Origin of the sequence: Mesorhizobium sp. M1066 (assembly GCF_040318635.1) — a bacterium.
In the GTDB taxonomy this organism is placed as follows: Bacteria; Pseudomonadota; Alphaproteobacteria; order Rhizobiales; family Rhizobiaceae; genus Mesorhizobium.
In genome coordinates this window covers 107,958-132,922 of the sequence record NZ_JAMYMR010000002.1, presented here as the reverse complement: position 1 = coordinate 132,922, position 24,965 = coordinate 107,958, and the positions used below count along the sequence as shown (strand labels likewise).

The following is a 24,965-nucleotide window of genomic DNA, read 5'->3' as shown; positions in this document are numbered from 1 at the left end:
CCCCTCCTTCGCTCGCGTCATTCGCAGCGCAGCGTTACCGTTGCCTGATAATTGCCGTTGGCGAAGCGATTGCTGCCGCCTTTGGTTCCGGCGAGGTGAACCGAGACGAGATCGGCGCCGGGTGTGGTGATGCTGGTTGCCGAGCCGGTCTCGACGATGGAATGCGCGCCGGCGGCGGAGTAGGTGGGCGTCCAGGTCGTCGACGTGCTGTCTGCCGATGGCACCGTCATGGTGGTGACCGGGTCGACACTCAGCGACACACCTCCGGTCGTCGTCAGCGTCACGGTTCCAGCCGAGCCGCCGCTGTTGTGCGAACTGAGGGACTGGAGATCGGGGCTGGCCGTCATCGTGCCGTTGGTGGCAACGACAAGTGTGCAGGTGGGCGCGATCGTACCATTGAATATGACATTCTGCGTCGTGGCCAGCGCGGCCTCGTCGATGCTGGCAACCAGCAGAGCTGCGCCGCAGACGGCGCGAAACAACGTCATCGGGACCTCCTATCAAGCCGGATCGTCCGGATTAACATGGGGTATCATCACTTTATCGTAGTTAATTTAGAGTTACCTAAAATAAAGGCTCAAAATAACAATTACAGGAACCGGAGGTTGTCCTCGGTTGCAAAGGCGAAAACCACAGTGGAAATCGCGCTTATACTTAATAACGCCGACATACCCATGGTTTTCTTCCTAATATCGAAAAAAATCGATATTACGATACCTGCCCGGCTTCCCAGCCCAGAATGGCGCGCTTGCGGGTCAGGCCCCAGTGATAGCCGGTGAGGTCGCCTGATTTACCGATGGCGCGGTGACAAGGCACCACGAAAGAGAGCGGATTGGCGCCGTTGGCCGCACCGACCGCACGGCTGGCGGACGGTGCGCCGATGCTGGCCGCAATCGAGGAATAGGTGCGGGCCTTACCCATCGGGATCTTGAGCAGCGCCTCCCAGACGCGAACCTGGAAGTCGGTGCCGATCATGACGACATGCAGCGGCTGGTCGGGGCGCCACAGCGCCGGGTCGAAGATACGGGCGGCATAGGGGCCGGTAGCAATCATGTCCTCGACATAAATGGCGTTCGGCCAGCGGCTGGACATGTCGGCGAAGGCGGCGCGTTCCTCGCCGGGGTCGCTGAAGGCGAGGCCGGCGAGTCCGCGCTCGGTGGCCATGATCAGGGCGGTGCCGAACGGCGAGGAATGGAAGCCGTAGCGGATGATGAGCCCGGCGCCGCGTGTCTTGTAGTCGCCCGGCGACATCGCCTCATGCGTGACGAACAGGTCATGCAGCCGGCCCGGGCCGGACATGCCCAGTTCAAACGAGGTCTCGAGCAGCGGCATGCCGGAATCGAGCAGCCTGCGCGCATGGTCCAGTGTCACCGCCTGCAGGAAGGCCTTGGGCGACAGGCCGGCCCAGCGGGTGAAGAGTTTTTGCAAGCCGGTCGGCGTTTCGCCGACCTCCTCGGCCAGTTCTTCAAGGGAAGGCTGATCACGATAGTCGAGACTGATCTTCTCGATGGCACGGCGCACGATTTCGTAGTCGCTGCCTTCAGGCGTGATGTCCTTTTTGAGGACCGCGGTGTGTGTGCTCATGGAACTGTCTCCTTGAGCCGGAATATCGCCCCTCGGGGCGTCGATCGCCACCCGAAACTTGCTTTCTTGCGGCGCATACCCAGATGGACACAGGATTCGAGCCCTGGAGTCGCTCGTGGCTGGCTCAGCGTGCCTTGGCGGTCGCCAGCGCCCGCGAAAAGGCGGTGGCAAAACTCTCGCGGGAATCGGGGTCCAGGAAGGATCCGATCGGCACGTTCTGCCCTTGGCCTTCCACCGTCATCCCTGTGATGCCGATCTCGGCGTGACGGGCCACCGAAAACCGCGCCCAGAACGGATTGAAGCGATGCGCTTCCGATTTCCCCGAGGGGGCTGTCTTGCGGATGTCGAGGCTGGTGCGCGAGACCGAGACTTCTTCGCGGGCACGAGCGGCACGATAGTTGATGCGAAAGGCGATGTAGACGGCGGCCACGTCGAGGCCGAAGAAGCCGAACACCGGCCAGGCGCCGCGCGACAGGAAAAACGCGCCTGTCACAAGCCAGCCGAACAGCAGCGCACCGATCAGGACGAAGAATCCTGTCCGGCCCAGAGACCGGTGCGGGGTGAGTAGCGCCTGAAAGAATGGCTCGTCGGCCTGAAACGAGGCGTTTGTGTCGCTCATGAGGGGATATTATAGGAGGGAAATGGCAAGCCCCAAGTCCAAAGATTCTTCCCTGTCCAAAAAAGAGCTGTTGCCCGCACGAAGCGATGGGTCGAACGCCAAGCCGCGTCCGCGGCCGGTGCGAAGCGCGTCACGCTACAGCCCGGCCGAAGTGAACGAGATATTCCGGCGCTTTTCCGTCCAGCGGCCCGAGCCGAAGGGCGAGCTCGAACATGTCAACGCCTTCACGCTGCTGGTCGCGGTGGTGCTGTCGGCGCAAGCGACGGATGCCGGCGTCAACAAGGCGACGCGGGCGCTGTTCAAGGCCGCCGATACGCCGCACAAGATGCTGGCGCTGGGGGAGGCAAGGGTCGGCGAATATATCCGCACCATCGGGCTGTGGCGCAACAAGGCGAAGAATGTGATTGCGCTGTCGCAGGCGCTGATCCGCGACCATGGCGGCGAGGTACCCGACAGTCGCGATGAATTGGTCAAGCTGCCCGGGGTCGGGCGCAAGACCGCCAATGTCGTGCTCAACATGGCCTTCGGCCAGCACACGATGGCGGTCGACACGCACATTCTGCGCATCGGCAACCGGCTCGGGCTGGCGCCCGGCAAGACACCGGAACAGGTCGAGCAGGGATTGTTGAAGATCATTCCGGACGAATATATGCGCCATGCACATCACTGGCTGATCCTGCATGGCCGCTACGTCTGCAAGGCGCGCAAGCCAGATTGCCCGGCCTGCGTCATCGCCGACATCTGCAAGGCCGAGGTCAAGACGACCGATGTGCCAGCACCGCTGGTGCCGATCGCACCGCTCGATCCTGTCGAAGAGATCCAGGACCGAAGCGGAACGACGACGTAGTTCAACTCTCCTCCACAAACACCTCTTCGCGCTTTTTCTTGACCGCCGGCAGGAAGACGATGACGAGCACGGCGAGCGCGATGAGCAGCAGGCCGGCGCTGATCGGTCTCGTCACGAAGGTGCTTGGGTCGCCGCGCGAGAGGATCATGGCGCGGCGCAGGTTTTCCTCGAGCAGCGGGCCGAGCACGAAGCCGAGCAGCAGCGGTGCCGGTTCGCAGCGCAGCTTGGTCAGGAGGTAGCCGAGGAAGCCGAAGAAGGCGACGGCGTAGAGGTCGTAGACGTTGCTGTTGACGCTGTAGACGCCGATCGAGCAGAACGCCATGATGATCGGGAAGAGCACGTAATAGGGGATCGTCAGCAGCTTCACCCAAAGCCCGATCAGCGGCAGGTTGAGGATGATCAGCATCAGATTGCCGATCCACATCGAGGCGATGATGCCCCAGAACAGCGCCGGCTGTTCGGTCGCGACATTGGGGCCGGGTACGATGCCCTGGATGATCATGGCGCCGATCATCAGCGCCATGACGGGGTTGGCTGGAATGCCGAGCGTCAGCATCGGGATGAAGGAGGTCTGCGCACCGGCATTGTTGGCCGATTCCGGTCCGGCGACGCCTTCGATGGCGCCCTTGCCGAACTCCTGCGGGTTTTTCGAGACGCGTTTTTCGACCGTGTAGGACGCAAAAGCTGCCAGGATCGCGCCGCCTCCCGGCAGGATGCCGAGCGCCGAACCGATGATTGTTCCGCGCACGATGGGCGCTGCCATGCGCCGAAAGTCCTCGCGGGTCGGCATAAGGCCGGTGACCTTGCAGATCATCACGGAGCGCTCATCCTCGTTTTCGAGGTTGCGCAGGATCTCGGCGACGCCAAAGACGCCGACCGCCACCGCAACGAAATTCAATCCGTCGGCATATTCCCGGATTCCAAGCGTGAAGCGCGGCGTGCCGGTGTAGATGTCGGTGCCGACAATGCCGAGCAGCAGGCCGAGCACGACCATGGCCAGCGCCTTGACGATCGAGCCGTGGGCGAGCGCGACGGACGAAACCAAGCCAACGATCATCAGCGAAAAATACTCGGCCGCGCCGAATTTCAGCGCTATCGCCGTCAGCGGCGGGGCAAAGATGGCGACGAGGAACGTCGATACGGTGCCGGCAAAGAACGAGCCGATGGCCGCGATCGCGAGGGCCGCCCCGGCGCGGCCGTTCCTGGCCATCTGGTAGCCGTCGATCGCGGTGACGGCGGACGAGGATTCGCCCGGCATGTTGATGAGAATGGCGGTGGTCGAGCCGCCATATTGGGCACCGTAATAGATGCCGGCGAGCATGATGAGGGAGGAAACCGGGTCGCCGATCTGGAAGGTGATCGGCAAAAGCATGGCGATGGTCGCGGTGGCGCCGATGCCGGGCAGGACGCCGATCAGCGTGCCGAGAAGGACGCCGATCAGGCAGAAACCGAGGTTGGTCAGCGACGTCGCCGTCGAAAAACCGAGCGCGAGGTTGTCGAGCAGATCCATGCTCATCGCCTCACGACACCAACCATGGGGCCAGCCACGGGCCGAAGCGGCGGAACGGCAGGCCGAGCGCGTAGCTGAAGACGAGGTACGCAAACAATGTCAGGCCGGCCGACAGCACGAGCGCGGTCAACGGCTTCATGCGGCAGCTGGCAAACGACGCGATCAGCGCCGTCAGGAAGATCGACGGGATGAAGCCGAGGCCGCGCACCGTCAGGCCGAAGAAGATCGGAGCAGGCAGGATGAGCAGCATGCCGCGCCACGCGACATGCCCGATCGCTTCGCCCTCGACGCGTACGGCCTGGACGAGAATGACGGCGCCAAGCAGGATCAGCACGATCGCCAGGACCAGCGGAAAATAGCCTGGACCCATGCGCAACGCGGTGCCGATTTCGAGGCCGAGCGATTGCAGCGCGAACCATGCGCCGAAACCGATGAACAGGGTGGCGCACAGGCCGTTGGCCCTGTCGATCGCGAAAGGTTTCATGATGGTTCTCCCAAGCCCGCAATGGGTAGCGGATGCCAAGCGAATAGGGGCGCTGGTGGCGCCCCTATTCAAACCTCAGTCGGCGTACTGGCCGGCGGCTTCGATGATCGGCTTCCAGCGCGCGATCTCGCTTTCCAGCTTGGCCTTCAGTGCGGCGGGCGTCGCATCGGCCTCGGGCGACGGCTTGGTGCCGAGTTCGGCGAAGCGGGCGACGACGTTCTGGTCCTTCAGCGCGACCTGCAGCGATTTCGACAGGCGTTCGGTGATCCCGGCCGGCGTGCCCTTGGGTGCATAGAGACCGTGCCAGATGCCGACCTGCACTTCGGGAAGGCCGCCTTCCACCGTCGTGGGCACGTCTTTCAGCACATCGAGGCGCTCCGGCGAGGTGACGGCATAGGCCTTGATGGTGCCGCCCTGAATCTGCTTGGTGGTGTTGGTCGTCTGGTCGCACATGATGTCGACCTGGCCGCCGAGGAGATCGGTCATGGCCGGGCCGGTGCCCTTGTAGGGTACGGTGACCAGCGGCGTCTTGATGGCGCTCATGAACAGCATGCCGCACAGATGCGAGGCCGCACCGATGCCGGCATTGGCGACGGTTATGGAATCCTTGTTGGCCTTGGCGTACTCCACCAGCCCCTTGAGATCGGTCGGCTCCAGGTCCTTGCGGCCGACGATGGTCATCGGCACCTCGGTGACGAGGCCGACATATTCGAAGGCGTTCAGCGTGTCGTAGGCGAGCTTTCTGTACAGCGTCGCACTTGTCGCCATGCCGATATGGTGGAGCAGCAGCGTATAGCCGTCAGGCTCGGCGTTGGCGACGCGGCCGGCACCCAGCGTGCCGCCGGCACCGCCGACATTTTCGACGATGACCTGCTGGCCGAGATCCTTCGACATGGCTTCGGCGACAAGGCGCGTGACCGTGTCGGTCGGGCCGCCGGCCGCAAACGGCACCACAACGGTGATGGTGCGTTCGGGATAGGTCTGCGCGCCGGCAGTGAACCCATAAAGCGTGACGGCCGCGGCAGCAGCCAGAGTGGCGACAAATCTTCTCATCGTGATCTCCTCCCAGTGTATCAATCTCCAACCGCTGCGCGGGGTCCCTCTCAGCACCGCCTGCGGATGAAGCAACAACTAGCGCAAGCTAGCAGATTGCAACCGGAGGCAAACGGCAAACTGCTGATCAGCCCTATCCTAGTAGCTGTAGCCGCGCGCCATCGCCGCCGCGAAGACCGGGATGAGCAGGAAGATGAAAGCTTCGGCGCGGATATAGGTCTTCACGGACGCAAGTTCGGTCGCCGGCACCTGGAACGAGGCATTGCCGCTCGCCTGCCTGCTCCAGGATATGAAGCGGACGGTCGGGATGATCGACAGCAGGCCGACAGCGCCGAACGCCGCTATCTTGGCCCAGAACACCCAGTTGTAGACGTAGAATTCCCAGCCCTTGAGGCCATAGAAGACGCGGCCGATGCCGACGACGATGATCAGCGCGGCGATGACGCCGTAATGGCGGTCGATGCCGGCGAGCCTCTTGAGCGTCGCAGCACCCAGATCGCCGCGGATCAGGACGAATTCGGCGCCGATGATTCCCGCCAGCGAAAACACCAGCAGATGATGGAAGATCGCAAGCGCAAGATCGGTGGTGTCCATACTCTTTCCCTGGGTTTGACGGCGCCAATGCGCGCCTGAAAAAGGTCGCGCCGGCAGGTGTTGAATCAGCCTGCCGTGAAAAATAACACCGTCTCACAAAATTCCCATAGCGGCGCCTGGATGATGGGCCGTGTTGCCCTGGCCCCTTGCGCCGCACCGGCGATTTGCTAAGCGCTGGCGATCCGTGCGAGGCAGATCCCATGAACAATCCACAAGCGACCAGCGCCCCTGTCATCGAAACGAAGCGCACCATCCTGCGGGCACACCGGCTGGACGATTTCGACGCCTATGCCGCGATGTGGACCGATCCCGTCGTCACCCGCTTCATCGGCGGCAAACCGCGCACGCGCGAAGAAAGCTGGATGCGCTTCCTGCGTCACGCCGGCCTGTGGTCGCTGCTCGGCTATGGCTTCTGGGCGATCGAGGAGAAGGCGACCGGACGCTTCATCGGCGAGGCCGGGTTTCACGATCTGAAGCGCGACATGGAACCATCGATCGAAGGCATTCCCGAGGCCGGGTGGGCGCTGGTTCCGGCCGTGCACGGGGCGGGCTTCGCCACCGAGGTGGTTGCCCGCGTCCTGGCGTGGGGCGAAGTGATTTTCGGGCGCGAGAAGACCGTCTGCATCATCGATCCGGAAAACGGCGCTTCGCTGAGGGTGGCTGCCAAGTGCGGTTACCGGGAAGTGGTGAAGACCACCTATCATGACACTCCGACCATCCTGCTGGCGCGATGACCTGAGCGGCGAGGTTGCCCGCGGCCGGCCCCGGCATGATGGCGCCTGTCGCCAGCAATGATGACGAGGCGGGCCCCGCCAAGAACCGCCGTGTGGTTCTGGTCAAATTGACCTGAGCGAGCCTTCCAACCGGGACGCATTCTACGGCATGGCGTCCGCTGCCAGGCTTGCCCGCTCCAGCATGGAGGCGTCCTCGCCGAAGGCGCGGGTGGCGCGGGCCGCCGCCTCGAGCAGCGGACGCTTCATGCGCTGCAGAAATGCCGCGTCGACGCGCGTGCTGGGCCCAGCCAGGGTCAAGGCGCCGAGCAGGACGCCTCCCGGGCCGAACACCGGCGCCGACACGCCCCCCGTCTCGGGGTCCCGGTCGCCCACGGCGAGGCAGTTGCAGGTCTTGCGGATGGTCTCGTAGGGTTCGCCCTGCTGGCCCGAAAACGCTGCGAGCACGCGGCCGCCGGAGCCGAGCAGCAAAGGCAATACGTCGCCTTCGCGTATCGTGTAGCGGATCGGGTGCTTGGATTCGACGCGGTAGAGACAGGTGCGGACATCGCCCGAGCGAACATAGAAGGCAACGCTCTCCCAGCTTCGCTCGGAAAGATCGCGCATGATCGGCAGCAGGATATCGACCGCCACGACCGAACGCTGGTAGAGCGCACCGAGCCGAAAGGTCGCGGGTCCGACGCGGTAGCGCCCGTTGTCGAGGCGCTCGAGCAATCGTCCGCGCAAAAGGGAATTCGCAAGCCGCAGGATGGTGCTCTTGTAGAGGCCGGTGCGCGCCGCGATTTCGGCCAGGCTGAGCGACCGGTCATCCGTGGTGAAGGCATCGAGGATGGCAATGGCCCGATCAAGCGCGGCAACACCGTCCGCCGAGGTGCGATCTATTTCCCCATTTGCCGATTTGCTTGGCGAGTCCATGGCGGTTCCAGTTTGAAGAAAGCCGAGCACGCGACTCTGTCGCGCCGCCAAATCGTTCTGTCCAGTAGAATATCGTTTCCGTTGACAGAACTCCGTAACATCTGCTTGAAATCGATGACGGGTCTGGATGCAGGCGCGTTTTGGCGGGCACCGGAGGAGGTGTCGTGATTTGGAGGAATCCCCATGCTGAACAGACGCAGATTTTTGATGAGCACCGCAGCCGTGGGTGCCGGGCTGATGACGTCGCATCTTTCTCCCGCTTTCGCCGAAGGCGCGCCCCAGATACAGCTCTTCGTGCCTGCCGCACCCGGTGGTGGCTGGGACCAGACGGCGCGCACGATCGACCAGGTGCTGCGCAGTGAAAAGCTCATCTCGGGTTCGCAGATCACCAATGTCGGCGGCGCCGGCGGCACTGTCGGGCTGCCGCAATTCATCAGCCAGTGGAACGGCAAAGGCAATTCCCTGATGGTTGCCGGCATGGTCATGGTTGGCGCCATCATTGCCAACAAGGCCGCGAACAATCTGACGCAAGTCACCCCGATCGCCCGCCTCACCGGCGAGTTCGAGGCCTTGGTCGTGCCGGCGGAGTCGCCGTTCAAGACGGCCGCTGATTTCGTCGCCGCGCTCAAGGCCGATCCGACAAAAGTTCCCGTCGCCGGCGGCTCCGCCGGCGGTTCGGATCACATCCTGTTCGGCTTGATTGCCAAGACGGTCGGCGTGCCGGCTACAAACCTGTCCTACGTGCCGTTCGCCGGCGGCGGTGAGGCATTGTCGGCGCTGCTCGGCAACCAGGTCGCGGCCGGCATCTCCGGCTTTGGCGAGTTCTCCGAGCAGGTCAAGGCGGGCGCGCTGCGGCTGCTCGCCATCTCGGCAGACAAGCGCCAGGACGGCATCGATGCGCCGACGCTGAAGGAGGCCGGCATCGATGTCGAGCTGTTCAACTGGCGCGGCGTCTTCGCACCGCCGGGCATTTCCGACGCCGACAAGGCGGCGATGGTCACAATGATCGAGACCATGGCCAAGAGCGATGCATGGGCAACCGAGTGCAAAAACCGCAACTGGACGCCCATCCTTTTGACTGGCGACGACTACGCAAAATTCCTCACCGAGGACACGGCCCGCATCACCGCGATCCTCAAGGATCTCGGCCTCGCCTGATGTCTTCAGGGGGCGGTTAGAGTGCCGCCCCCTTCCCATCTCGCCTGCCGCATGGACATATGATGCGGCGAAACTGCGGATGCGGTCGGCTGGAGGATGCCGGCCACCTTGGGAGGACACCGATGAGCACCAGCGACCCTCAGGCGGCGCCCCCGCGCCTTGCCATGCCCGAATTGTTGATCGGCGTCGGGCTTCTCGCCTGCGCCGGGGCCGTAGCCTGGCAGACCTTGGCGATCCCGGTGTCGCCGCTCTATTCCAAGGTCGGGCCGACCGTCTTTCCCTATATCACCATGACCGGCATGATCGTGCTTTCGCTGCTGCTCATCCTCGCAGCGCTGCGCGGCGGCTGGCAGCCGGAGGAGGAAAAGGAAACGCCGACCGACTGGAAGGCGATGGGCATCGTCGTTATCGGGCTGGTGGCAAACCTGGTGCTGATCCAGCCGCTCGGCTTTACCGCCGCCTCGGTCATTATGTTCGTTCTGGTCTGCTACGGCTTCGGCAGCAAGCGCACACTGCGTGACGCAGTGCTCGGCCTGATCCTGGCGCTGGCCGCCTATTTCGGCTTCGCCAGGGCGCTTGGCGTCAACATCGGTGCCGGTTTCATCGAGAACCAGCTGAGCACGGTCATCGATGCGTTCATCACCATGTTGAGGGGCTGACGCCATGGAAACGCTCGGACATCTCGCACATGGCTTCTCGGTCGCCTTCACCCCGGTCAACCTTCTGTGGTGCCTGCTTGGCACCACGCTTGGCACCGCCATCGGCGTGCTGCCCGGTCTTGGGCCGGCGCTGACCATCGCGCTGCTTTTGCCGATCACCTATCAGGTGGCGCCGGAGGCATCCTTCATCCTGTTCGCCGGCATCTACTACGGCGCCATGTATGGTGGTTCGACGACGTCGATCCTGCTCAACACGCCCGGCGAAAGCGCCACCATCGTCACTGCGTTGGAAGGCAACAGGATGGCGCGTTCCGGCCGTGGCGGTGCAGCGCTCGCCACGTCGGCGATCGGCTCGTTCGTCGCCGGCACGATCGGCACGATGGGCGTTGCCTTCCTGGCGCCGGTGGTGGTCAAATTCGCGCTGGCCTTCGGTCCGGCCGAATATTTCTCGCTGATGGTGCTGGCCTTCATCACCGTTTCGGCGGTGCTCGGCTCGTCTTCGGTGCGCGGCCTGACCAGCCTGTTCGCCGGCTTCGTCATCGGCATGATCGGTGTCGACCTGCAGACCGGCCAGCCGCGCTTCACCTTCGGCATGACCGAACTGCTCGACGGCGTCGATGTCATCATCGCTGCCGTTGGCCTGTTTGCCGTCGGCGAGACGCTGTACATGGCCTCGCGCCGCTATGCCGGCAAAGACGAGATCGTGCCGCTGAAGGGCTCGCTCTATATGACGGCGGCCGAGTGGGGGCGTTCGTGGAAACCCTGGCTGCGCGGCGCCGCGATCGGCTTCCCGATCGGCGCCATGCCGGCCGGCGGCGCCGAAATCCCGACCTTCCTGTCCTATGCCATCGAAAAGAAGCTGTCGAAGCACAAGGAGGAGTTCGGCACGGTCGGCGCCATCGAAGGCGTCGCCGGCCCGGAAGCCGCCAACAATGCCTCGGCAGCCGGCGTGCTGGTGCCTATGCTGACGCTTGGCCTGCCGACCTCCGCGACCGCGGCGATCATGCTGTCGGCCTTCCAAAGCTACGGCATCAACCCTGGGCCGCTGCTTCTCACGACCCAGGGCGATCTCGTCTGGGGACTGATCGCCAGCCTGTTCATCGCCAACGTCATCCTGGTCATCCTCAACCTGCCGCTGATCGGCCTGTGGGTGCGGCTGCTGAAAATCCCGGCGCCGCAGCTTTATGCCGGCATCCTGGTGTTCGCGACGGTCGGCACCTATGGTATTTCGCAGTCGCCCATCGACCTCGTCATCCTCTATCTGCTGGGAGCGGCCGGTTTCCTGATGCGGCGGTTCGATTTCCCGACCGCGCCTGTCATTATCGGCATGATCCTTGGGCCGCTCGCCGAAACCCAGTTCCGCCGGGCGATGACCATCTCGAATGGCGACTGGTCGGTGTTTTACACCCACAAGCTGTCGCTGACGCTGCTGACGCTCGCCTTCATCGGCCTCGCCGGCCCGCATATTTGGGCCTTCATCGAGCATCGGCGTCGGCGCGGACCGGAGCATGTGCCCGGCGATGCCTGATCGATCCATGGTGCCATGACAGAACTGCTTTCCGGTATCCGCGTCCTCGACCTGACCAATGTGCTGGCCGGTCCCTACTGCGCCTATCAGCTGGCGCTGCTCGGCGCCGACGTGATCAAGGTCGAGGCGCCGCAAGGCGGCGACCTGGCCCGCCAGCTCGGCGGCTCGCCAAAGCTGAACAGCGCCGGCATGGGCGCATCGTTCCTGGCGCAGAACGCCGGCAAACGGTCGGTGGTGCTCGACCTCAAGAAGCAAGCCGATCGCGAGCGCTTTTTCGATTTGGTGGCCAGCGCCGATGCCCTGGTGGAGAATTTTCGTCCGGGCGTGATGGATCGGCTGGGGCTTGGCTACGAGGCGCTGAAGACGGTCCGTCCAGGCCTCGTCTATTGCGCGATATCGGGTTTCGGCCAGACCGGGCCGATGCGCGACAATCCCGCCTATGACCAGATCATCCAGGGCCTGTCGGGGATCATGAGCATCACCGGCACACCGGAAACGGCGCCGCTGCGGGTCGGCTATCCCGTGGCCGACACGCTTGGCGGACTGGTCGGCGCGTTCGCCATTAGCTCGGCGCTGGTGCGGCAGAAGACGAGCGGCGAGGGTGCCTTTCTCGACGTCTCGATGCTCGAATGCACACTTTCCGCGCTTGGCTGGCCGGTTTCCAACTATCTGACCGCAGGCATCGACCCCAAGCCGATGGGCAATGAGAACATGACGGCGGCACCCTCCGGTGCGTTTCGCACCGGCGACGGGCTCATCAATATCGCCGCCAACAAGCAGGAGCAGTTCGTGACGCTGTGCCGGCTGATCGGCCGGCCGGAACTGGCCTTGGATGCCCGCTTTGCCGAGCGCGAGACGCGCAAGCGCAACCGTGCGGCGCTTAAAGTCGAGATCGAGCACGCCCTGGCGGGCGCGCCGGCTGCGGCCTGGGAAGAGATGCTCAATCGCGCCGGCGTGCCCGCGGGCAGGGTGCTGACGATCCCGCAAGTGCTGGCCGAGCCGCAAGTCCTCGAACGCCAGGTGACCGCTAATTTTGACGACGTGGCTGGCATGGACAAGCCGCTGACCGTTCTGCGCGGCGGCTTCATGGTCGATGGCGCGGCACCCTTGCCGACGAAGCCGCCACCGGTGCTCGGCGAGCATATGGGCGAGGTGTTCGCGGACCTGCCGCCTCGCGCCAAGGCAAAGGCACGGGCATGAGCGGCACGGAGAAGAAGACTGGCCGTGAGCGCGGCGAGGAATGGTGGCAGACCGATATCATCGAAATGCGGCCGGGTGTCATCCGGCTGCGCGGCTACGAGATCCAGGATCTGATCGGCCGCGTCAGCTTCCCGGCAATGATCTGGCTGATGCTGCGCGGCGAACTGCCCAGCGAGGATCAGGCCGCGCTGCTCGGCATTGCGCTCGGTGCCGCCGTCGACCACGGACCGCAGGCGCCGTCGATCGCCATCGCGCGCATGGCTGCAACCTGCGGCGTCGGTATCAACAGCGCCATGGCCTCGGCCATCAACGTTCTCGGCGACGTGCATGGAGGCGCCGGCGAGCAGGCGCTTTCCTTGTATGGTGACATTGCCGTGGCGATCGATGCCGGGATAACGCTGAATGAAGCGGTCTCGACACGGCTCGACCGGTTCTTCGCCGAGGAGAAGGGCTATGTGCCGGGGCTCGGACATCGCTTCCATCCCGTCGACCCGCGCGCGCCGCGCTTGCTGGAACTGATCCGCGAATTTGCCGCACGCGGTGCCGTCAATGGACGTTTCGCCGACATTGCAGAAGCGATCGAAGCGGATGTCGAACGCCGCAAGGGGAGAAAAATACCGCTCAACATCGATGGCGCCACCGCCGTCATCTATGGCGAACTCGGTTTTCCGCCAGCGCTGACGCGAGGGCTTTTCGTGCTGTCGCGCTCGGTCGGCATCCTGGCGCATGCCTGGGAGCAGTCGCAGCAGGCCGAGCGAAACAAAGGGCCGCTGCCGCGCGAGTGGCTGTGGGCCTATACCGGCACGCCGGTGCGGCCGTTTCCCGAAAGCGATGAGCCTGGCGAGTGAGGCTTTACGCCTGGTCCACCTGCATAGGCTGAGGAAGCTTCAGCGTTTTCACCAACGTTGAAAGATCCGGCTCGTCGATGAGCATGGCCGCGTCGGCCGGCGCCAGCCAGGCCCGCTGGCGTCGTTTGGCTTCCTGCCAGTCGGCCAGTTCCTCCGTTACCTCGAGCAGAAAGACGATGACGTCGACGCGGACAAAGCGATTGGCCAGCCGCTTCCAGTAGGAATAGGTGCCCGCCGGCTCCTTCAGCGTCTTGCCGAGTACGCCGGCTTCCTCCTGCGCCTCGATGGTGGCCGCCTTGCGCCCGCTCTTGCCCTTCATCGGCCAGCCCTTGGGGACGATGAAGCGCCTGGTGGTGCGCGACGTGACCAGCATGACCTCGATGTCGCCGCGCGCGGTCAGCCGAAAAGGAATAGCCGCCACCTGGCGGATTCTTTCGCCCTTTTTTGCCTTGCGTACGGCTTTCTTCTTGGTGGCTGCCATTCGTCAATCCAGTCGATGCAATGCCGCATAGCGCGACAAGGCGTCGTTGCAAAACCAAAACTTTCGCATGTGCCGAAAGACACTCGAAATATCTAAGTCGGCTAAATAAATGAAAAAGGCCTTGTTGTCAGCGGCAATTGCTCACGGCGGTGGTGCCGATTATCTGGGTCTGGCAGCTTGGCTTGAGCTGCTGCACGACCGGGGGCGGTTGCTGAACGATCTGGCGGTCCTGGGCGCGGTACTGCTGCTGTTGCTGCTGATATTGCTGCCGCTGTATCCTGTTTTGCAGGATTTGCAGGTCGTTCTGCCGGATCAGCGCATTGTTGCCGGTAGCGGAATTGAGCGCTTGTGCGGAAGCCGGCAGGCAAACGCCCGCCAGCACTGCCGTGGCCAGCATTGCCACTGTGAAGATCGTTGATGGCCGAAGTGCCGACATTCGCTCATTCCCGCGTAAAAAACTCTGCCCACTGATATAGGACGTTTGCGCGGCGATGCCATGGCCAGCGGGTCGACCAAATCTGCTTGTCACCGCCGAAGGTCGCTTCGCGGCGGCGGAGAATCTGCCTGGCAACCCCGCATTGCACTTGACGGAGGCCGTCGATTCGCCGCTCTATCGGGTCGGCGCCGGCCTTGAGCTGAATGGCGTCAATGGCGTCGGCATGTCCGTCAGATATAATGGCGCCTTCGGCGAAACGATTAAACAGAACGCGATCAGCGCGTCTCTCAAGGTCAGTTTCTAGCTGGCCCGAGGCGGAGCCGGGCGGGAGGGATCTTGATGAGGAAGTACGCGTATTTCGTGGCGATGCTGGGTGTTGCCTGCACCGTCGGCGTGGCGGCCGTGGCGGCGCAAACCAAGAGCGACAAGGCGGTCGCGGCACCCGCTGCCGCGGATGCGCCGCAGTTGCCCGGCGGCGCGTCGGCACTGTCTGAAACCCACGGCGACTGGACGGTCAATTGCCAGATATCGGGCACGGCCAAGACCTGCAGCCTGTCGCATCAGCAATTCAACAAGCAAAGCAATCAGCGGCTGCTGGCGATCGAGCTGTCGAGCAAGACCGGCGAGGATGCCACGGGCACGCTTGCGTTGCCGTTCGGCCTGGCGCTGGCCAAGGGGGTCAGCCTGACCATCGACGATCAGAAGCTGGACGGCAGCCTGGCGTTCAACACCTGCCAGGTCGTCGGCTGTCTGGTGCCGGTGGTGTTCGATGCGACTGTCACGCCACTGCTGAAATCAGGCACCACACTGAAGATCGACGCTTTCGCGGCAGACACCGGACAAGCGGTGAGCTTCTCCATTCCGCTCAACGGCTTCGCCGGCGCGCTTGCCCGGACCGCCGAGCTTTTGACCAATTGATGTAGAGCGCAGGACTTAAAGCGCGCCGCCTGAATGCCGTCTCGCGGCAGGGCGGTGCGTCACTGCAGCAGAACGTCTTTGAGTTCAAACGACGATCGTTTTAAGCCTTTCGGCGATCAGGGAGGCGAGCCGCGCCGCCACATCGTCCTTGCTCATCTCCGGCCATTCCTCGACGCCAGCCTTTGACACGATCCGCACCCGGTTGCGATCGCCGCCCATCACGCCCGAAGAACCGACGCCGCTTCCCTGCGACACGTCGTTGGCGACGATGAGATCGGCGCCTTTTTTCTTGAGTTTGGCCTCGGCGTTGCGCAGGAGATCCTGCGTCTCGGCGGCGAAGCCGATAACCAGGCCGGGTCGCTGGCTGTGATGGCCGACGCCGGCGAGAATGTCGGGATTCTCGACCATGCGCAGCACCGGCGGCCCTTCGCCAGCGACCTTCTTGATCTTCTCACCCGCCGAGTTCTCGGTGCGCCAGTCGGCAACGGCGGCGACGAATATCGCCGCGTCTGCGGGCAGGAGCTGTTCCACCGCGTCGCGCATCTCTTGCGCACGTTCGACATGGATGGTCTTCACGCCAGCCGGATCGACGATGCCGACGGGGCCGGAGACGAGGTGCACATCGGCGCCGAGCCTGGCCAGTGCTGCCGCTATGGCATGGCCCTGCTTGCCGGACGAACGGTTGGCGATGTAGCGCACCGGGTCGATCGGCTCATGCGTCGGGCCGGAGGTGACGATGATCTTGCGCCCCGACAGCGACTTCGGGCCGACGTCGAGCAGTGCCTCGATCGCGGCGACGATCTCCAGCGGCTCGGCCATGCGGCCTTCGCCGGCTTCATTGCTTTCGGCCATCTCACCCCTGGCCGGACCGACGAAGGTGACGCGGTCCTTCTGCAGCGTCGCGCGATTGCGGCGGGTGGCCGGATGCGCCCACATTCTGGTGTTCATGGCCGGCGCCATCAACACCGGCTTGTCCGTGGCGATGAGCACCGTGGAGGCCAGATCGTTGGCGTGGCCGTTGGCGAGCTTGGCCATCAGGTCGGCGGTGGCGGGCGCCACGACCAGAAGGTCGGCCTCGCGCGACAGCCTGATATGGCCGACATCGTGCTCGTCCTGGCGGTCGAACAACTCGGTGAAGACATGGTCGGCGGAAAGCGCGCCGACCGACAGAGTGGTGACGAATTCCTGTGCCGCCGATGTCATGATCACCCGCACCGCCGCACCACGCTCGCGCAGCCGGCGGATCAGATCGAGCGCCTTGTAGGCGGCGATGCCGCCGCCAATGATGAGCAGGATGCGCTTGCCGGAGAGGCTCATGCCTGAGACCAGTTCCTGTCCAGTGTCATGCCGGCTTCAGCGCCGGTTCGATATCGGTATGGATGAAATCATTACCCTTGAAAAGCAGCGGCAGGTTTCGCGTCTTGGCCAAGGCGTAAGCGAAACAGTCGCCCATGTTGAGATCAGCACGATGATGAGATCCACGGCCATAGAGAGAGTAGGCAAGCCGTGCGACTTCAAGCTGCGCTAAATCAAAAGGAACTACCGTCAACTCGAGAAGATCGATTAGCAGTTTGAGTTCGTTGACGTTAACGCCATCACTCGACCGGCTCGCGACACAATGCGCCTCCAGCAGCGTCGCTGCGCTTACCAGTGCAACAGATGAGGTACCGAAAACGTCGACGAATGCAGCGGCATCCGGCTCCGCGCCAAGGATTGCGATCAACGCCGAGGTATCGACCGCGACTGTCACAGAAGTCCCTCGTCCCACATATGGTCAGTAATCGCCTTGAGATCAAAAGGGCGTTCCAGCTTCCGCCCGAGCGCCAAGATTTCGTCACGGGAAGCCTTCAGTCGCCACGCCCCATTCTCAAGCCTGGTTTTTGGGATTGCCGCCTCACGCAAGGCATCCCGCACTTCCTGCTCCATCGAAACGCCGCGCGCGGCGGCGCGCTCGCGGAGCACCTGCTTCACGTTGTCGTCAAGGTTGCGGACTGTTATCGTGCTCATGGTCTTGCTCCATGCCGCTTAATATAGGCAACAAGCAGCGTGCATGCAATGACAGCATTGCTGTCATTGCATGCACTCAGATGATCTTCCAGGCGATATAGACGAGCGTCAGCGCGATGACCCAGAGTGCCCAGCGGCCGGAGCGGCTGTAGCGCGCCTCGGCTTTGCCGATGGCGTGGGCGGTGGTCTCGTCGCAGCGCAGGCCGTGCTCGGCCATCAGGTCGATCTCGCGCGACAGCCGGTCGGTGCGCGCCGCAAGCTCGGGAATCTGGCGGGCCAGCGTGAGCAGCGCCCTGGCGCCGTCACGCGCATCGATAATCATGCCACGCGGCCCAAGATTGCCTGATATCCAGTCGCCGACCACCGGCTCGGCCGTCTTCCACATGTTGAAGGCCGGGTCGAGCGTGCGCGCCACGCCCTCGACCACCACCATGGTCTTCTGCAACAGGATCAATTCGGGCCGCGTCGCCATGTCGAAGAGTTCGGTGACCTCGAACAGCAGCGTCAGAAGCTTGGCCATCGAGATGGTCTCGGCCGGCTGGCCATGGATCGGCTCGCCGATGGCCCGGATCGCCTGCGCGAAGGCTGCGACATTGTGCTGGCGCGGCACATAGCCGGCCTCGAAATGGACCTCGGCGACACGCAGATAGTCACGCGTGATGAAGCCATAGAGAATTTCGGCGAGGAAGCGGCGCTCCTTCTTGCCGAGCCTGCCGGCAATGCCGAGATCGACGGCAACGATGGTGCCGTTTGCCTCGACGAACAAATTGCCCGGATGCATGTCGGCATGAAAGAAGCCGTCGCGCAGGGTGTGGCGCAGGAACGACTGGATGAGATTGGCTGCGATCGCCTTCAAATCGTGGCCGGCGGCTTCCAGGCCGGCAATGTCGTTCATCTTGACGCCGTCGACCCACTCCATGGTCAAGACGTCGCGGCCGGTGCGCTCCCAATCGACGGACGGCACGCGAAAGCCGGGGTCATCCCTGGTGCTTTCGCCGAGCTCCGAGAGAGCCGCCGCCTCGAGGCGAAGATCCATCTCGATCTTGGTGGTCTGTGCCAGCGTCTGGGTGACCTCGACCGGCCGCAGCCGGCGTGACGAGGGGATGTATTTCTCTTGCAGGCGAGCGGCGAGGAAATAGCTTTCGAGATCCTGGAAGAAACGGCGGCGCACGCCGGGCCGGATCACCTTGACCGCCACCTTGGTGGCAACGCCGTCATGCATGGCATCGGCGGCATGGACCTGGGCGATGGAGGCGGCTGCGACGGGATCGCCGAAGTGCGTATAGAGATCGCCGACCTTGCGCCCGAGCGAAGCCTCGATGGCCGCGATGGCCTCGGCCCTGGGGAAAGTGTGCATCTTGTCCTGCAACATGGCGAGATCCAGCGCCATGTCGTTGCCGACGACGTCGGGCCGTGTCGCCAGGAACTGGCCGAGCTTGACGTAGGATGGACCGAGCCGGACGACCGCCTTGGCCAGCCGGTCGCTGCGCTCATAGGCCAGCGCGCGGCGGCGGGTGAACAGCCGCGCCATCCGCCAGCCGAACTTCGGCAGGCCCGACAGCTCCTCACCCGGCAAGGCGGCGACGACACCCTCGCGGACCAGCACCCAGCCGGCCCTTACGAGCCGGAATCCTGCACTGACATTGCTCATGGCAGCGCCAATCCTGCCGGCTCTTTGAACCGGCATAGCACGTGTAGATTGTGAGAAATGCGGTCCGGCCTCAAAGCTTCCAGCCCGAATGAAGTGCTGCAATACCGCCGGAATAGTTGCGGAAGGAAACGCGGTCGAAGCCGGCGCGGGAAATCATCGTCGCGAAATTCTGCTGATTGGGAAACCTGGCGATCGATTCGACCAGATAGGAATAGGGTTCGCCGTCGCCAGTGACCATCTTGCCGATCTTGGGGATGGCATTGAACGACCAGGCTTCATAGGCCTTGTCGAGCAGCGGTATCTCGACCTCGGAAAATTCCAGGCACAGGAAGCGCCCGCCGGGCTTCAGCACGCGAAACGCTTCGCCCAAGGCCACCTCTATGCGCGGTACGTTGCGGATGCCGAAAGCAATGGTGTAGGCATCGAATGTGGCGTCGGCAAAGGGCAGTTCCTCGGCATTGGCCTCGACGAAATCGGTGTTGCCGGACAGGCCTTTCTTTTCGGCCCGGTCGCGGCCGACAGCCAGCATCGAGCCATTGATGTCGAGCACGGTGGCATGAGCATTGCCGTGGCTGGCATCGACGATGCGGAAGGCGATGTCGCCGGTGCCGCCGGCAACGTCCAGCACGCGCCAGCCGATCCTTTTGGGAGGATTGAGCCAGGTGACCATGGCGTCCTTCCACAGCCGGTGCAGGCCGGCCGACATCAGATCGTTCATCAGGTCGTAGCGGTTGGCGACCTTGTGGAAAACATCGTTGACCAGGGACTGCTTGTCGCCAGCCCCTACACGCTTGAAACCATAGGAAGTTTCCATGCCGCCCGCGGCCGTGGTTCTCTCAACTGACATTTTTTTGATCCGTCATAAAACCGGCGGGACCATAGCCGATCGATGGTGCGGGCGCTATTGTTTAAGGCGCGGTGTTCAGCCGCGCTTCCAGGTGGCGGGTTTCGAGACCTGGACGGACCGACGGGATGATTGAATGCCTTTGAAAGCGGAACTGCACTGCCACATCGAAGGGGCAGCGGCGCCCGAACTCGTCATCCGCCAAGCGCAGAAATACGGCAAGGACACCTCGCCCTATATCCAGAACGGTTCCTTCGTCTGGCACGATTTCACCTCCTTCCTGGCGGCTTATGATTTTTCCGCCGATCTGTTCCGGACCGAGGAGGACTATGCGCGGCTGGCCGACCACTATCTGACCAGTCTCGCTCGCGATGGCGCCATCTATTCCGAGGTGTTCACCTCGCCGGACCACGCGAAAAAGGCCGGCCTGTCGCCCAAGGCCTATACCGATGCGCTTGGTGAAGGCATGGCCCGCGCCAAGGCCAAGACCGGCATCGAAGGCCGCATGATCGTCACCGGCGTGCGCCATGTCGGCGTCGAGTCGATCGAGCAGGCGGCGCGCTTCGCGGCGCGCTGCGGGCATCCGCTGGTCACCGGTTTCGGCGTTGCCGGCGATGAGCGCATCGGCGATATGGAGGACTATGTCAGGGCTTTCGAGATCGCCCGCGAGGCGGGGCTCGGCATCACCATCCATGCCGGCGAACTGACGGGCTGGGAGACGGTCCAGGCGGCGCTCGATCACATCCGCCCGTCCCGCATCGGCCATGGCGTGCGCGCCATCGAGAACCCGGACCTCGTCCGGCGCATCGCCGACGAGGGCGTCGTGCTGGAATGCTGCCCCGGTTCCAACATCGCGCTCAAGGTGTTCGACAGTTTCGCCGATCATCCGTTTCCGGCCCTGCGGGCGGCAGGCTGCAAGGTGACACTAAATTCCGACGATCCGCCCTATTTCTGGACCTCGCTGAAGCGGGAATACGACATTGCCGCCGAGCATTTCTCGATGAACGAAAAGGCGCTGGCCGCCGTCACCCGCACCGCCATCGAAGCCGCTTTCGTCGATAGAAAGACAAAGACGGCACTTCTTGCCCGGTTGAACAGCGCGGCACGCTGATTTCCGCCGACAAAGCTGTGGTCGGTGCGGGCCAAGCGGTTCCTTGGCCGGCGCATTGCCGCTAGGGTTTGCCGAGGCAGCTTGAAGCGCGGCGCGTCCGAAAGGGCCATGCGCGCATTTTCGGGCGCAGGCATCAGGAGAACACCATGAAGGGCGTCACCGTCGTCGACCACCCGCTTGTCCAGCACAAGCTGACCATCATGCGCAAGAAGGAAACCTCGACGGCCGGCTTTCGCCGGCTGCTGCGCGAAATCTCGCTGCTGCTCGGCTACGAGGTCACCCGCAACCTCGAACTGACGACGACGACCATCGAGACGCCGATGGAAACGATGGAAGCGCCGACGCTTGAGGGCAAGAAACTGGTCTTCGCCTCGGTGCTGCGCGCCGGCAACGGCTTGCTGGAAGGCCTGCTCGACCTGGTACCGGCGGCCCGCGTCGCCCATGTCGGTCTCTACCGCGATCACGAAACGCTGGAAGCGGTCGAATATTTCTTCAAGGCGCCGAGCGATCTCGCCGACCGGCTGGTGATCGTCGTCGATCCGATGCTGGCCACCGCCAATTCGGCGATCGCGGCGATCGACAAGCTGAAAGAGCGCGGTGCCACCAACATCCGTTTCCTTTGCCTGCTGGCGGCGCCCGAAGGCATCGAGCGCTTCATCAAGGCGCATCCGGACGTTCCCGTCTTCACCGCTTCGATCGACCGCCAGCTCAACGAGAAGGGCTACATCATGCCGGGCCTCGGCGACGCCGGCGACCGCATGTACGGGACCAAGTAATATCAGGCAAAGTCGCCTGGTACGATTTACCAAATATTTACGCAAAGGCGCGGTTTTGGCGCGCGTTAAAGCGGCAAACACCATCCGGGTCTAACGATCGGCTGTCACTACGGCGCCGCGCGTCCATTTCGGACGCGCAACGGACGCTGTAGCACTTTGATTTTGCGCATGAGCCTTTCCGAAAATCGATCCCGATTTTCGGGGTCATGCGGCGAGGCCGATCCATGCTGCGCAAACTTCTCATCCTCGCCGTTTTCGCCGGTTCATCGGCATCGATACCGATTGTGTACCAGTCCAATCCGCAACTTGTCGAAAACCTGCTGCGGTCGGCGGTGCCGGGCAAACAAGCGGCCGAAGCCCAACCGGACGTCAATCTGGCATCGGTGCCCAACAAGCCCGCGGCACCGCTGCCGATGGGCCGCAAGGTCGTCGTCGCGGCAGACGAGCGCGGACACTTTTCATCGGCCTTCAAGCTCAACGGACGTCAGGTCGACGGCATGATCGACACCGGCGCCACGCTGGTCGCCATCAACATTTCGACGGCGCGCAGAATCGGCCTGTCGTTGAACGCTTCCGACTTCAACCGCGAGGTCAACACCGCCAACGGCACCATCAAGGCGGCCGTGGCCATGATCGACCGCCTGCAGATCGGCAACATCACGGTCAATGACGTCCAGACCATCGTGCTCGACGACAGGGCGCTGCGCACCAATCTGATCGGCATGAGCTTCCTCAACCGGCTCGACAAATACCAGGTCGAGAACGGCACGCTGCTGCTCGTCCAGTAAGGCTGTTCGTTTCCGCAATTCCCAAGGGAAAGCGCTATGCGCTTTTCCCGGGAAAACCGTTTCACACTTTTCCTGGAATTGCTTTAGCCGCGCGGCAGAATCCGCCGGATGACCGACTTGTCGGCGGGCGGCTTCGAGGCGCCGACCGTATAGGCCGAAAGCACGGTTGCCGCGGCGGCCTCGGCATCGGCCGATGAGCGGGCATGGACCAGCGCCAGCGGCTCGCCGATCCCAACCTCCGCACCGACCGGCAACAGCCTGGTGATGCCGACCGCGGGGTCGATCTTGTCGTCCGGCCGCGTGCGTCCACCTCCCAGGCCGACCACGGCGAGCCCGATATCGCGGGTGGCGATGCCGGTGACGAAGCCGTTTGCGGTTGCCTTGACGGCCAATTCGATCGCCGCCGCCGGCAGATATTTTTCCGGTTTCTCGATAAAATCGGCGGGGCCGCCAAGCGCGGCCACCATGCGTGCGAAAGTGGCGGCGGCGCGGCCGCCGGCGAGCGTTTCGGTGGCGCGCCGCATGCCATCCTGGTTGGACGACACCAGTCCCGCCGACTGCAGCATTTCGGCGGCAAGCGCCAGCGTCACGTCCTCGAGCCGACGGTCGCGATACCGGCCGGTGAGGAAATCAACGGCGTTGTGCACCTCGACGGCGTTGCCGGCGGCCGACGCCAGCGGCTCGTTCATGCCGGTGATCAACGCCGAAGCCTTCAGTCCGGCGCCGTTGGCGATCTCAACAAGGCTGTTGGCGAGTGCAGTGGCGTCGCGCGATTTTTCCATGAAGGCGCCGTTGCCGACCTTGACGTCGAGCACCAGCGATTGCAGCCCGGCCGCCAGCTTCTTCGACAAGATCGAAGCGGTGATCAGCGGCACCGATTCGACCGTGCCGGAGACGTCGCGGATCGCATAGAGCCGTCGATCGGCGGGCGCGAGGTCGGCGGTCTGGCCGATGATGGCACAGCCTGTTTCGAGCACCGCCTTGCGAAACAGCGCGACGTCGGGCTGGCTGATGTAGCCGGGGATGGCATCCATCTTGTCCAGCGTGCCGCCGGTGTGGCCAAGGCCACGGCCCGAGATCATCGGCACATAGGCGCCGCAGGCGGCGACGATCGGCGCCAGCATCAGCGAGACATTGTCGCCGACGCCGCCGGTCGAATGCTTGTCGGTGACCGGGCCGGGCAGGTCCGACCAGTCGAGCACATCGCCGGAATCGCGCATCGCCAGCGTCAGCGCCACGGCCTCGTCGCGGCTCATGCCGTTGAAGAACACCGCCATGGCGAAGGCGCCGGCCTGGCCATCGGTAACGGCGCCTGACGTCACGCCCTCGACGAAGCCGGCGATCTCCTCTTCCGACAGCCTGAGGCCATCGCGCTTGCGGCGGATGATTTCCTGCGGAAGCATCAGATCTCCAGCAGTCCGTCGCGGAACACGCGCTGCAGGATCGTCGCCAGCCGTGCGCCGCCTACCGGCGCCATGTCCTTGGTCTCCTGGTGCGATAGCTCGGCCCCGGTCATGCCGGCGGCCAGATTGGTGATGACCGAACAGGCGGCGACGCGCAGTCCGAGGAAGCGGGCGAGAATGACCTCCGGTACGGTCGACATGCCGACCGCATTGGCGCCCATGATGCGCGCCATGCGGATCTCGGCCGGCGTTTCGAAGCATGGGCCGGAGAACCACATATAGACGCCCTTGTGCAGGGTGGTGCCGGTCGCATTTGCCGCCCGTTCGATGGCCTGGCGGATGCCGGCATCATAGGCTTCAGTCAGGCCGACGAAACGCCGGTCGCTTGGTTCGCCGATCAGCGGATTGGTGCCCGAGAAATTGATGTGGTCGGATATCAGCATCACCGAGCCCGGCGGCATGTCCGGATCGACCGATCCGGCGGCATTGGTAAGGATCAGTTTCGTGATGCCGATGCCGGCCAGCACTTCCAGCACCGGCCGCATCGCCGCGGCGTTGCCGTGCTCGTAGTAATGGGCGCGGCCCGACAGCATCAGCACCGGCACGCCGGCAAACAGCCCCGCCACCACCTCGCCGGCATGCCCGGTGACACCGCTTCCAGGAAAACCCGGCAGGTCGGCATAGGAGATGTGGATCGGGCCCTCGATCTGGTCGACCAGACCGCCGAGGCCCGAACCGAGCACCAGTGCCGTGGCCGGCGCCAGGCCGTCCAGCCTTTCGACGAGATGATCCAGGGCTTTTTCCGTCATCGCTGCCAGCT

The 24,965-nt window shown here is 63.7% G+C and carries 29 protein-coding genes; 12 read left to right on the top strand and 17 right to left on the bottom strand.

The window, feature by feature from the left end; all coding sequences use genetic code 11:
- Positions 1-17: 17 nt before the first annotated feature.
- The 3 genes from NKH52_RS03625 to NKH52_RS03615 form a co-directional block, all read right to left on the bottom strand.
- Positions 18-488, bottom strand: a complete 471-nt coding sequence (locus NKH52_RS03625; protein WP_352728180.1) for a hypothetical protein — start codon at positions 486-488, stop codon at positions 18-20.
- Between the two features lie 220 nt (positions 489-708).
- Complete coding sequence (locus tag NKH52_RS03620; protein WP_023812547.1) at positions 709-1,584, bottom strand: methylated-DNA--[protein]-cysteine S-methyltransferase; 876 nt, start codon at positions 1,582-1,584, stop codon at positions 709-711.
- A gap of 124 nt (positions 1,585-1,708) precedes the next feature.
- The gene (locus NKH52_RS03615) at positions 1,709-2,203 is read right to left on the bottom strand and encodes a DUF2244 domain-containing protein (RefSeq protein ID WP_023812548.1); all 495 of its coding nucleotides are present in this window, start codon (positions 2,201-2,203) and stop codon (positions 1,709-1,711) included.
- Positions 2,204-2,225: 22 nt separating this feature from the next.
- Between NKH52_RS03615 and nth the strand changes: the two genes are divergently transcribed.
- Positions 2,226-3,050, top strand: coding sequence for an endonuclease III (gene nth, locus NKH52_RS03610; protein ID WP_023812549.1), 825 nt, complete (start codon positions 2,226-2,228; stop codon positions 3,048-3,050).
- 1 nt (position 3,051) lies between these two features.
- Here nth and NKH52_RS03605 read toward each other — a convergent pair whose 3' ends face one another.
- From NKH52_RS03605 to NKH52_RS03590, 4 genes are all read right to left on the bottom strand, one after another.
- Positions 3,052-4,560 (bottom strand): tripartite tricarboxylate transporter permease, encoded by a 1,509-nt coding sequence (locus NKH52_RS03605; RefSeq protein WP_352728182.1) that lies wholly within the window; start codon positions 4,558-4,560, stop codon positions 3,052-3,054.
- Positions 4,561-4,570: 10 nt separating this feature from the next.
- Positions 4,571-5,044 (bottom strand): tripartite tricarboxylate transporter TctB family protein, encoded by a 474-nt coding sequence (locus NKH52_RS03600; protein WP_352728184.1) that lies wholly within the window; start codon positions 5,042-5,044, stop codon positions 4,571-4,573.
- A gap of 75 nt (positions 5,045-5,119) precedes the next feature.
- On the bottom strand, positions 5,120-6,097 hold the full coding sequence (locus tag NKH52_RS03595) for a tripartite tricarboxylate transporter substrate-binding protein (RefSeq protein WP_023812552.1): 978 nt from the start codon (positions 6,095-6,097) through the stop codon (positions 5,120-5,122).
- A gap of 138 nt (positions 6,098-6,235) precedes the next feature.
- Positions 6,236-6,691 carry a DUF2214 family protein gene (locus NKH52_RS03590; RefSeq protein WP_352728186.1) on the bottom strand — a complete coding sequence of 152 codons (456 nt, stop codon included), beginning with the start codon at positions 6,689-6,691 and terminating at the stop codon, positions 6,236-6,238.
- 200 nt (positions 6,692-6,891) lie between these two features.
- Between NKH52_RS03590 and NKH52_RS03585 the strand changes: the two genes are divergently transcribed.
- The gene (locus NKH52_RS03585) at positions 6,892-7,425 is read left to right on the top strand and encodes a GNAT family N-acetyltransferase (RefSeq protein WP_352440876.1); all 534 of its coding nucleotides are present in this window, start codon (positions 6,892-6,894) and stop codon (positions 7,423-7,425) included.
- 141 nt (positions 7,426-7,566) lie between these two features.
- On the opposite strand, the gene NKH52_RS03580 is transcribed toward NKH52_RS03585, so the two are convergent.
- Positions 7,567-8,337 (bottom strand): IclR family transcriptional regulator, encoded by a 771-nt coding sequence (locus tag NKH52_RS03580; RefSeq protein ID WP_023812555.1) that lies wholly within the window; start codon positions 8,335-8,337, stop codon positions 7,567-7,569.
- Positions 8,338-8,520: 183 nt separating this feature from the next.
- Between NKH52_RS03580 and NKH52_RS03575 the strand changes: the two genes are divergently transcribed.
- The 5 genes from NKH52_RS03575 to NKH52_RS03555 all read left to right on the top strand — a co-directional run bounded on the left by NKH52_RS03575 (position 8,521) and on the right by NKH52_RS03555 (position 13,730).
- Positions 8,521-9,495, top strand: coding sequence for a Bug family tripartite tricarboxylate transporter substrate binding protein (locus NKH52_RS03575; RefSeq protein WP_128303197.1), 975 nt, complete (start codon positions 8,521-8,523; stop codon positions 9,493-9,495).
- Positions 9,496-9,617: 122 nt separating this feature from the next.
- Positions 9,618-10,154: a tripartite tricarboxylate transporter TctB family protein gene (locus tag NKH52_RS03570; RefSeq protein WP_352728188.1), complete on the top strand. Its 537-nt coding sequence runs from the start codon at positions 9,618-9,620 to the stop codon at positions 10,152-10,154.
- A gap of 4 nt (positions 10,155-10,158) precedes the next feature.
- Positions 10,159-11,682, top strand: coding sequence for a tripartite tricarboxylate transporter permease (locus tag NKH52_RS03565; protein ID WP_127259888.1), 1,524 nt, complete (start codon positions 10,159-10,161; stop codon positions 11,680-11,682).
- Positions 11,683-11,697: 15 nt separating this feature from the next.
- A complete protein-coding gene (locus NKH52_RS03560) occupies positions 11,698-12,882 on the top strand; it encodes a CaiB/BaiF CoA transferase family protein (RefSeq protein ID WP_352728190.1) in 1,185 nt (394 codons plus the stop codon).
- Complete coding sequence (locus NKH52_RS03555) at positions 12,879-13,730, top strand: citryl-CoA lyase (protein ID WP_352728192.1); 852 nt, start codon at positions 12,879-12,881, stop codon at positions 13,728-13,730. The genes NKH52_RS03560 and NKH52_RS03555 overlap by 4 nt, the downstream gene beginning before the upstream one ends.
- 4 nt (positions 13,731-13,734) lie before the next feature.
- On the opposite strand, the gene NKH52_RS03550 is transcribed toward NKH52_RS03555, so the two are convergent.
- Positions 13,735-14,211 carry an NUDIX hydrolase gene (locus NKH52_RS03550; RefSeq protein WP_352728194.1) on the bottom strand — a complete coding sequence of 159 codons (477 nt, stop codon included), beginning with the start codon at positions 14,209-14,211 and terminating at the stop codon, positions 13,735-13,737.
- A gap of 127 nt (positions 14,212-14,338) precedes the next feature.
- Entirely contained in the window at positions 14,339-14,647 is a 309-nt protein-coding gene (locus NKH52_RS03545) for a hypothetical protein (protein ID WP_127270866.1), read from the bottom strand.
- A gap of 148 nt (positions 14,648-14,795) precedes the next feature.
- On the opposite strand from NKH52_RS03545, the gene NKH52_RS03540 reads away from it, so the two are divergent.
- Positions 14,796-14,951: a hypothetical protein gene (locus NKH52_RS03540; protein WP_352966541.1), complete on the top strand. Its 156-nt coding sequence runs from the start codon at positions 14,796-14,798 to the stop codon at positions 14,949-14,951.
- 35 nt (positions 14,952-14,986) lie between these two features.
- A complete protein-coding gene (locus tag NKH52_RS03535; RefSeq protein WP_352440879.1) occupies positions 14,987-15,565 on the top strand; it encodes an invasion associated locus B family protein in 579 nt (192 codons plus the stop codon).
- 84 nt (positions 15,566-15,649) lie between these two features.
- On the opposite strand, the gene coaBC is transcribed toward NKH52_RS03535, so the two are convergent.
- The 5 genes from coaBC to ubiE all read right to left on the bottom strand — a co-directional run bounded on the left by coaBC (position 15,650) and on the right by ubiE (position 20,070).
- Positions 15,650-16,882, bottom strand: coding sequence for a bifunctional phosphopantothenoylcysteine decarboxylase/phosphopantothenate--cysteine ligase CoaBC (gene coaBC / locus NKH52_RS03530; protein ID WP_352728198.1), 1,233 nt, complete (start codon positions 16,880-16,882; stop codon positions 15,650-15,652).
- Positions 16,883-16,907: 25 nt separating this feature from the next.
- A complete protein-coding gene (locus NKH52_RS03525) occupies positions 16,908-17,315 on the bottom strand; it encodes a type II toxin-antitoxin system VapC family toxin (protein ID WP_127290735.1) in 408 nt (135 codons plus the stop codon).
- The gene (locus NKH52_RS03520) at positions 17,312-17,572 is read right to left on the bottom strand and encodes a FitA-like ribbon-helix-helix domain-containing protein (RefSeq protein ID WP_023812567.1); all 261 of its coding nucleotides are present in this window, start codon (positions 17,570-17,572) and stop codon (positions 17,312-17,314) included. The genes NKH52_RS03525 and NKH52_RS03520 overlap by 4 nt, the downstream gene beginning before the upstream one ends.
- Positions 17,573-17,648: 76 nt before the next feature.
- Positions 17,649-19,223 carry a 2-polyprenylphenol 6-hydroxylase gene (ubiB, locus tag NKH52_RS03515; protein ID WP_352728200.1) on the bottom strand — a complete coding sequence of 525 codons (1,575 nt, stop codon included), beginning with the start codon at positions 19,221-19,223 and terminating at the stop codon, positions 17,649-17,651.
- 70 nt (positions 19,224-19,293) lie between these two features.
- Complete coding sequence (ubiE, locus tag NKH52_RS03510; protein WP_352728201.1) at positions 19,294-20,070, bottom strand: bifunctional demethylmenaquinone methyltransferase/2-methoxy-6-polyprenyl-1,4-benzoquinol methylase UbiE; 777 nt, start codon at positions 20,068-20,070, stop codon at positions 19,294-19,296.
- Positions 20,071-20,203: 133 nt separating this feature from the next.
- Between ubiE and NKH52_RS03505 the strand changes: the two genes are divergently transcribed.
- From NKH52_RS03505 to NKH52_RS03495, 3 genes are all read left to right on the top strand, one after another.
- A complete protein-coding gene (locus tag NKH52_RS03505) occupies positions 20,204-21,178 on the top strand; it encodes an adenosine deaminase (protein WP_352728202.1) in 975 nt (324 codons plus the stop codon).
- A gap of 146 nt (positions 21,179-21,324) precedes the next feature.
- Positions 21,325-21,954 carry a uracil phosphoribosyltransferase gene (gene upp, locus NKH52_RS03500; RefSeq protein ID WP_023812571.1) on the top strand — a complete coding sequence of 210 codons (630 nt, stop codon included), beginning with the start codon at positions 21,325-21,327 and terminating at the stop codon, positions 21,952-21,954.
- Positions 21,955-22,178: 224 nt separating this feature from the next.
- A complete protein-coding gene (locus NKH52_RS03495; RefSeq protein WP_352728204.1) occupies positions 22,179-22,742 on the top strand; it encodes a TIGR02281 family clan AA aspartic protease in 564 nt (187 codons plus the stop codon).
- Between the two features lie 83 nt (positions 22,743-22,825).
- On the opposite strand, the gene deoA is transcribed toward NKH52_RS03495, so the two are convergent.
- On the bottom strand, positions 22,826-24,145 hold the full coding sequence (gene deoA, locus NKH52_RS03490; RefSeq protein ID WP_352728206.1) for a thymidine phosphorylase: 1,320 nt from the start codon (positions 24,143-24,145) through the stop codon (positions 22,826-22,828).
- Positions 24,145-24,954 carry a purine-nucleoside phosphorylase gene (locus tag NKH52_RS03485; protein ID WP_352728208.1) on the bottom strand — a complete coding sequence of 270 codons (810 nt, stop codon included), beginning with the start codon at positions 24,952-24,954 and terminating at the stop codon, positions 24,145-24,147. Before NKH52_RS03485 ends, deoA begins: the two co-directional genes overlap by 1 nt.
- Between the last annotated feature and the right edge of the window lie 11 nt (positions 24,955-24,965).